The following is a 6,444-nucleotide window of genomic DNA, read 5'->3' on the forward strand; positions in this document are numbered from 1 at the left end:
GACAGTACTATCCGGCATCGTGTCTCACATTCCGGTGTGAGGGCACTCACCCCCCAGCCCCCGCCGCCATCACCGACAACGCCACCCGCCGTCACGCTGAGTCACAACGGCGCGGCGTCAGGGTGTGTTCGCGGACACACAGGCCCGGGAAGCGCCCGGAGGCGGGTGGCTTCAGCCGCCACCCATCACCTCGATCACGCTCCGCTATGTGGTCGACCACTCCGGAACCCACCGCATGGCCGCCCCCACAGCGACGTCCCCTTCGGCACCTGACGCCCCGGCCCCGGCCGCCGTTTCCGGGAGGCTGATCGTGGCGTCGTCGGAGTCGGGCCGGCCATTCCTCCAGGGGACGTGATGTCCGCTCCGGCCGCTACCCAGTGGGTCCGTCCGGCGGCGTCAGTCCCCCTGGGACCAGGCGGCGCTCGGCAGGGACAGGTAGACACCGAAGTCGACGAGCCCGGTCGCGGCGCGGATGCTCTCGTGGAGCGCGTCCACCCGCTCCTGCCGGTCGGCCGCCCTGCTGGCGAACCACTTCGACTTGATCTCGATCACCACCGCCAGCCCGCTGCGGTCCAGAGGGCCCAGCGACCGGAAGCGGATCTCGACGTCCCCGGGCCGCAGATCGCCGTCGTAGGGCTCCTCGGGGCACTCCACGGCCAGGGACACCAGATGCGGCAGCACCGAACCCAGTTCGCGCAGGGAGTGCTCGGGCACGGTGGGCGCATGGGTCACGTCGACGAGCGGCATGCCTGACACCCTAGTCGGAGCCGGAGTCCCCTGGACGAACGGCGGGCACCGCAGGGGCGGGTTCCCTCACTCCGCCGGGGCGTGGGTGCGTTGCGGCAGGTTCACCACCACCAGGGCCAGTCCAGCCAGGATGACGTTGCGGATCGCCGCGTCCAGGCCGTTCCACGCCTTCGACTGCCACATCGCGAACCACTCTCCGCCGATCCCGATGAACCCGGCGCCGAAGAGCACCAGCATCAGCAGCAGGCCGAGGGTGCTGAGCCGGCGCGCCGCCCCCGGACGCAGCCACCAGGCGAACGTCCCCGCCGTCAGCACCAGGGCGCTCAGCGCCTCCCAGGCGATGATCGCGACGTACGCCGCGTTCTGCAGCCCGGGTGATGTGACAGCACGCCACATCAGGTCCTCGTCGCGGAAGGTGGTGTCCATCGCCAGCACGTGCTGGACGAACTGCTGGTTGGTGGCGAAGTCGGTGACGTTCCCGAAGACCACGAGCAGCAGGTAGAGCGCGTTCGTCCCGGTGAGCACGGCCGCCGCCGCGCGCGGTGAGCCGAGCGCGAGCAGGCGGTCGCGGACGGTGGGGCTACCGGGGCTCGCGGGCGCCGGGCTTGTCGGGCGGGTGGTCGTCATGCGCAACAGGCTAGCCGCTACGGGGAGTTGGCTGGCGGATCTGGGCGGCGGCACTTCCCCGCTCAGATCACTGCGGCCAGGGCCCGTACGGGCTGCGTCGACTCGTAGGCGTGGCCGACCCGCAGGAGCACCGGCTCGCCGAGGGGGCGGGCGAGCAGTTGCAGGCCGATCGGCAGGCCCTCCGGGTCGTGGCCCACCGGGACGGTCAGGGCCGGCACCCCGGTGATGTCGGCGGGGGCGCTCAGCCGCACGTAGGCGTCGGCGATGCCCTCCACGGTGCCGTCCGGCCAGGTGACCGTCTCCTGGCCGCTCCCGACCGCGGGCACCGGGGCGCTCGGAGCGGCGATCACGTCGACCTCCGCCAGCATCCGGGCCCACTCGGCGCGCATGAGCGTGCGGGAGCGCTGGGCACGGATGTGGTCGCCGGCGCTCATCAGCCCGCCGGCCTCCAGGAGGACGCGGACGTCCTCCTGGTACAGCTCGGGGACGGTCCGCAGGGTGCCCTCGTGGTAGGCGGCGGCCTCCGGCAGCATCAGGCCCCACTGGGTGGCCCGGATGTAGCGCGTCATCGGGATGTCGACCTCGACGAGCCGGGCGCCCAGGGCCTCCAGGTGCCCGACGGCGTCCCGGACGGCGGCCTCCACCCGCGGGTGGACGTGGTCGAAGTAGTAGGTGCGCGGCAGACCGATGCGCAGGCCCGTCAGGTCCGTGCCGGGGCCGGGCCGGTAGTCGGCGGCGGGCACCGGCAACGAGGCCGGGTCGCGGGCGTCGTGTCCGGCCAGCACGGTCAGCACCAGGCCGGCGTCCTCGACGGTGCGGGTGAGCGGGCCGACGTGGTCCAGCGACCAGGACAGGGGGGTGACGCCGTGCCGGGGGACGAGGCCGTAGGTCGGCTTGAGGCCGACGACCCCGTTGAGCGCGGCGGGCACCCGGATCGACCCGCCGGTGTCGGTACCCAGGGCGAAGGTCGCGGTGCCCGAGGCGACGGCGACCGCGGAGCCGCCGCTGGAGCCGCCGGCGACCCGGGTGCGGTCCCAGGCGTTGCGGGTCTGCGGGGTGGTCAGTCCGAACGCGAACTCGTGGGTGTGGGTCTTGCCGAGCAGGACAGCGCCGGCCTCGCCCAGGCGCGCGGCGACCGTGCTGTCCGCCCCAGCGCGGTGGCCGGCGCGGACGCGGGAGCTGGCCGTGGTGGCCATCCCGTCGACGTCGATCAGGTCCTTAAGCCCCATCGGGATGCCGTGCAGCGGTCCCCGGTAGCGGCCGTGGGCCACCTCGCGCTCCGCCTCGGCCGCCGCCCGGCGCGCCCGCTCGGCGGTGACGGTGACGTAGGCGCCGAGGTGCGGCTCCACCTCCTCGATGCGGTCGAGGACGGAGTCGACCAGTTCCACCGGGGACAGCCGCCGGGCCCGGATCGCGTCCGCGGCAGCGGCGAGGGACAGCTCATACGGCTGCATCGCGGTTCTCCTGCACGGGGTGGTAGGCGGCGGCGGGCGGGACGTCCGCGAAGTCCAGTTCGCGCAGGACGGCGACGACCTGGTGGATGTGGTCGGCGACCGCGGCCACCGCGGCCTGGCGCTCGACGGGCAGGACGAGCCCGGCGCGGGCGGCCCAGCGGGCGGCCTCCGGGGGTGTGAGTGCGACGGCGGGCACGGCGGTGGTCCTTGTCTGTCGGGGCGAAGTGACGGGAGGCCTGGCCTCGTAAAGGCCAAGAAAATGCGTTAGCTGCCGGCCGGGAGTGCCGTGCCCGGCTCGGGGAGCAGCCGGTAGCGGCCGCCATCCCGGCGGACGGTGCCAGCGGTGGGGTGCGGGAAATGGGTGCCCAGGAGCAGCGCGTCGGTGTCCGCCAAGGCGTCGAGCAGCCGGGTGCGGGTGCGGACCGCCTGGACCGGGTCGGTGTCGACGCAGCTGTTCACGTGGGGGTGCGACAGCTGCACGGGGTGGTGGATGCTGTCACCGGTGATCAGCGCCCGGCGGTCGCCGCCACGCAGTTCCACGGCGACCTGCCCCGGAGTGTGGCCGGGCGCGGGGACCAGGAGGACACCCGGCGCGACCTCGACCCCTGGCCCCCGCTCGGGCACGGCCACGGGGGCGTACTGCCCGGCGTCGCGGACGGGGTGGACGGAGTCGCGGAACATCTGGGCGCGGGCGGGGTCCAGCTCGGCGGCGGCCCAGTGGTCCCATTCGGTGCGGCCGGTCAGGTAGCGGGCGTTCGGGAACGTGGGAGCCCAGTCGTCCCCGGCGGGGCGGGTGTTCCAGCCGACGTGGTCGGTGTGCAGGTGCGTGGTGATCACCAGGTCCACGGACTCGGGCGGGAACCCGGCCGCGGTCAGGCGCTCCAGGAAGTCGGTCTCCAGGCCGTTCCAGGCCGGGTTGGCGCGCGGTTTGGCGTTGCCGATGCCGGTGTCCACGACGATCCGCAGTCCGCCGGCCCGCACCGCGAAGCTGTGGCTGGCCAGGCGGGGCACCTCGCCGTCGGCGAAGTCGGGGCGCAGCCACGGCGCCTGGTCCAGTACGCCCGGGGTGGCGTCCGGCAGCAGCCAGGGGCCGGTCCGGCGCGGCAGCTCGATCTCGTCGACGCGGTGCACGGTGAGGCCGCCGAGGCTCCACCCGGTGCTCGTGGCGGGGGCGGCCGGGCGGGGCGCAGCGATGCTCATCGGGGTCCTTCCGACCGTTAAGGCGAATGCTTTGCGTTAAGCACTGTAGATGCCGCAGACTCCAAAACGCAAACCTTTAGCTTTTGGGTGTCGGAGCGGGCGCGGTGCTGCCGAGAGCCGCCGCGACCAGACCGTCGGTGTAGGCCGCCGACAGGTCCGAGGGGCGGAACAGGATCCGGTACATCAGCGGGGCGACGACGACGTCCAGCAGGGTCTCCACGGCCGGCACGGCCTCCCCCCGCCCGGCCGCGCGCACGCCGAGGGCCGTCAACTGCTCGGCTGCGTAGTCGGAGCAGCGGACCGCGTTGCCCTGCTCCGGGTCACCCAGCAGGGCGTCGCGGATGTACGTGCGCCCGGCCGCCGAGTCCATCTCTTCGGCGAACTGCGCGGTCCACGCCTCCAGGTCCGCCCGCAGGCTGCCGTGGTCGGCCGGCGGGGCGTCGGGGCGCAGCCGTTCCACGGCCACGTCGGACAGCAGTTCCCGAAGGTCCCCCCAGCGCCGGTAGACGGTGGACGGCGTCACCCCCGCGCGGGAGGCGATCATCGGAACGGTGAGCGCCTCCCGCCCCACCTCCGCCTCCAGATCGCGGACGGCCTGGTGCACGGACTGCTGGACGCGGGCGCTGCGCCCGCCGGGGCGTGTGGTCGGTCGGGAACTCATGCGCCCAGCTTAATGCGAAGGAGTTGCGTATCGCCGGGCGCCGAGCTGGCCGGCGCCGCTGCGGCGGCCCTTGGACCGGCGGTCCCGGCCACCAGGGCGATCGGGCTCAGTACCGCTGGGCCTGGACGACCCGCGGCACGAGGGCCTGGTCGCGGTCGAGCGGGCTGAAGGCCGTGGGTGTGGCCGTCGCGCCGGCCGCGAGGTCCTTGACGTTCAGGAAGGTCGTGTCGACGACCTTCCCGCTCTGGTCCGAGAACTCCACCTTGATCGCGTACGAGGCCTTGGCACGGGTGCTGTTGAGCACCGTCACCAGCGCCGCGTTGAAGTCCGCCGCCTGCGCCTTCGGCAGCCCCGTGATCGTGACGTCCGACATCGCGTTCCCCGCGCCCTGCGTCTTCTCCAGCACGGCCTCCGATTCGGAGCGTCCGGCGGCGATCTGCGCCGAGACGGAAGCCTCGAACGAGGCCGCCGCCGCCGACGCCGAGGCCGCGGCGGCCGACACGGACTCCAGCACCGACGCCTTCGCCGAGGCGAGCGCCGAGGGGAGCTGCCCGGAGAAGGAGCTCACGTCCGGCCGGCTCGGACTCGCCGTCGCCGAAGAGCCTGACGAGCCGGACGAGGAGGAGCAGCCGGCAGCCACCAGAACCGCGCACCCGAGCGCGGCCGCTGCCAGCGCCGTCCGCCGGTACGCGCCAGCCGCCGCGGGACCAGCATGGAGCAACCTAGCCATCAGAATCCGCCTCCGTGTCGTCGGCCGAACCACCGGCGGTCCGGACCTGCCCTTCAACCATCGGCGCGCGGCCGCCGGATCTTGCGCGGCCCGGGCGTGCATTCACCCGGTCCGCAGAATCCGGCACCGGCGGCCCGCACCCGGCCCCGGCCCGGGCGTCGCCCGGACGCGGCGCAGGGCGGCGACCCCGGTGCCGGATTCTGCGGACCGCCGTGTCAGAGCGCCGTGGCCCTCGCGCGCCCTCGCGCTCGATGCCGCACTGGAAACCGCACTCACCACCGCGCCCCCGGCCACGGGCACCGAACTGCCCCTGCGGGACACGGAGACGGCCCTGCTGCGCGACTGGCTGCTGAACCGGCTGCCGACCGCCGAAAGGGCGGACGGGCTGGTGGATCGGCGGCGGCTCAGACCTCCTCCTCCATGCCGATGGCCTCTTCGAGCGCCGTGCGGGCGTCGCCCGGGTCCCGCTCGTCGATCTGCCGCAACAGGGCGGTGGCGATCGCGTTGAGCTTGCGCTGGACGGCGTGCTCCGCGCGGCGTTCGGCGTTCTTCAGCAAGGTCAGGAGCAGCAGGTTGAGCGCGGTCATGACGTCCCCGACCAGGATCTGCCACTCCAGGGACAGTCCTGCCGCGTGGACGGCCGCGAAGGCGAGCACCAGGAGTACGCAGAAGATGTAGAAGAGCGGGGAACTGGTGAGGTTCGAGGCAGCTTCCGCGAACCGTTCGAACCGGCCCCGTCCTTCACGACTGCGCTCGGACGGATGACGCAGAGTCATGGTCCCGTGTCCTCCCGGTCTACTGCTGCACGGCCGATCCGCCGCCGGATGCACGGCCGGCCTTCGCCAGCGTCCCCGCCCGGCCTGCCGTCCGCACGCGCTGCTGAGCCGACGGGCACCACCCTGCCACCCGGCCGGGCGGCGCCGGGTCCGCGCCCGGCCGTACGGCGGCCACCGCATCACCGCGGCCGTCCGCCACCGGTGATCAGCCGGCGGCGACCGGCGCCCCGGTCCCGGCGGGGTCTGCTC

Annotated in this window: 8 protein-coding genes; all 8 read right to left on the reverse strand. The window is 73.8% G+C overall.

Going from position 1 to position 6,444, the window contains the following annotated elements; all coding sequences use genetic code 11:
* Positions 1-396: 396 nt before the first annotated feature.
* The gene (locus ACFV1W_RS39730) at positions 397-747 is read right to left on the reverse strand and encodes a hypothetical protein (RefSeq protein WP_380422355.1); all 351 of its coding nucleotides are present in this window, start codon (positions 745-747) and stop codon (positions 397-399) included.
* Between the two features lie 66 nt (positions 748-813).
* Positions 814-1,374 (reverse strand): DUF2165 domain-containing protein, encoded by a 561-nt coding sequence (locus ACFV1W_RS39735; RefSeq protein WP_380422356.1) that lies wholly within the window; start codon positions 1,372-1,374, stop codon positions 814-816.
* A gap of 62 nt (positions 1,375-1,436) precedes the next feature.
* A complete protein-coding gene (locus tag ACFV1W_RS39740; RefSeq protein ID WP_380422358.1) occupies positions 1,437-2,828 on the reverse strand; it encodes an amidase in 1,392 nt (463 codons plus the stop codon).
* Positions 2,815-3,024, reverse strand: a complete 210-nt coding sequence (locus ACFV1W_RS39745; protein WP_380422359.1) for a hypothetical protein — start codon at positions 3,022-3,024, stop codon at positions 2,815-2,817. The genes ACFV1W_RS39740 and ACFV1W_RS39745 overlap by 14 nt, the downstream gene beginning before the upstream one ends.
* 68 nt (positions 3,025-3,092) lie before the next feature.
* Positions 3,093-4,028, reverse strand: coding sequence for an MBL fold metallo-hydrolase (locus tag ACFV1W_RS39750; RefSeq protein ID WP_380422361.1), 936 nt, complete (start codon positions 4,026-4,028; stop codon positions 3,093-3,095).
* A gap of 76 nt (positions 4,029-4,104) precedes the next feature.
* Positions 4,105-4,689, reverse strand: coding sequence for a TetR/AcrR family transcriptional regulator (locus ACFV1W_RS39755; RefSeq protein ID WP_380422362.1), 585 nt, complete (start codon positions 4,687-4,689; stop codon positions 4,105-4,107).
* A 106-nt stretch (positions 4,690-4,795) separates the two neighbouring features.
* Positions 4,796-5,257: a hypothetical protein gene (locus ACFV1W_RS39760; RefSeq protein WP_380422364.1), complete on the reverse strand. Its 462-nt coding sequence runs from the start codon at positions 5,255-5,257 to the stop codon at positions 4,796-4,798.
* A gap of 566 nt (positions 5,258-5,823) precedes the next feature.
* Positions 5,824-6,195 (reverse strand): low affinity iron permease family protein, encoded by a 372-nt coding sequence (locus tag ACFV1W_RS39765; protein WP_380422365.1) that lies wholly within the window; start codon positions 6,193-6,195, stop codon positions 5,824-5,826.
* Positions 6,196-6,444: the final 249 nt, after the last annotated feature.

This window comes from Kitasatospora sp. NPDC059648 (assembly GCF_042734825.1).
Lineage (GTDB): Bacteria > Actinomycetota > Actinomycetes > Streptomycetales > Streptomycetaceae > Kitasatospora.

Coding starts and splice junctions, on each gene's coding strand:
- ACFV1W_RS39730 (WP_380422355.1), bottom strand. CDS start 747: ATGCCGCTCGTCGACGTGACCCATGCGCCCACCGTGCCCGAGCACTCC.
- ACFV1W_RS39735 (WP_380422356.1), bottom strand. CDS start 1,374: ATGACGACCACCCGCCCGACAAGCCCGGCGCCCGCGAGCCCCGGTAGC.
- ACFV1W_RS39740 (WP_380422358.1), bottom strand. CDS start 2,828: ATGCAGCCGTATGAGCTGTCCCTCGCCGCTGCCGCGGACGCGATCCGG.
- ACFV1W_RS39750 (WP_380422361.1), bottom strand. CDS start 4,028: ATGAGCATCGCTGCGCCCCGCCCGGCCGCCCCCGCCACGAGCACCGGG.
- ACFV1W_RS39755 (WP_380422362.1), bottom strand. CDS start 4,689: ATGAGTTCCCGACCGACCACACGCCCCGGCGGGCGCAGCGCCCGCGTC.
- ACFV1W_RS39765 (WP_380422365.1), bottom strand. CDS start 6,195: ATGACTCTGCGTCATCCGTCCGAGCGCAGTCGTGAAGGACGGGGCCGG.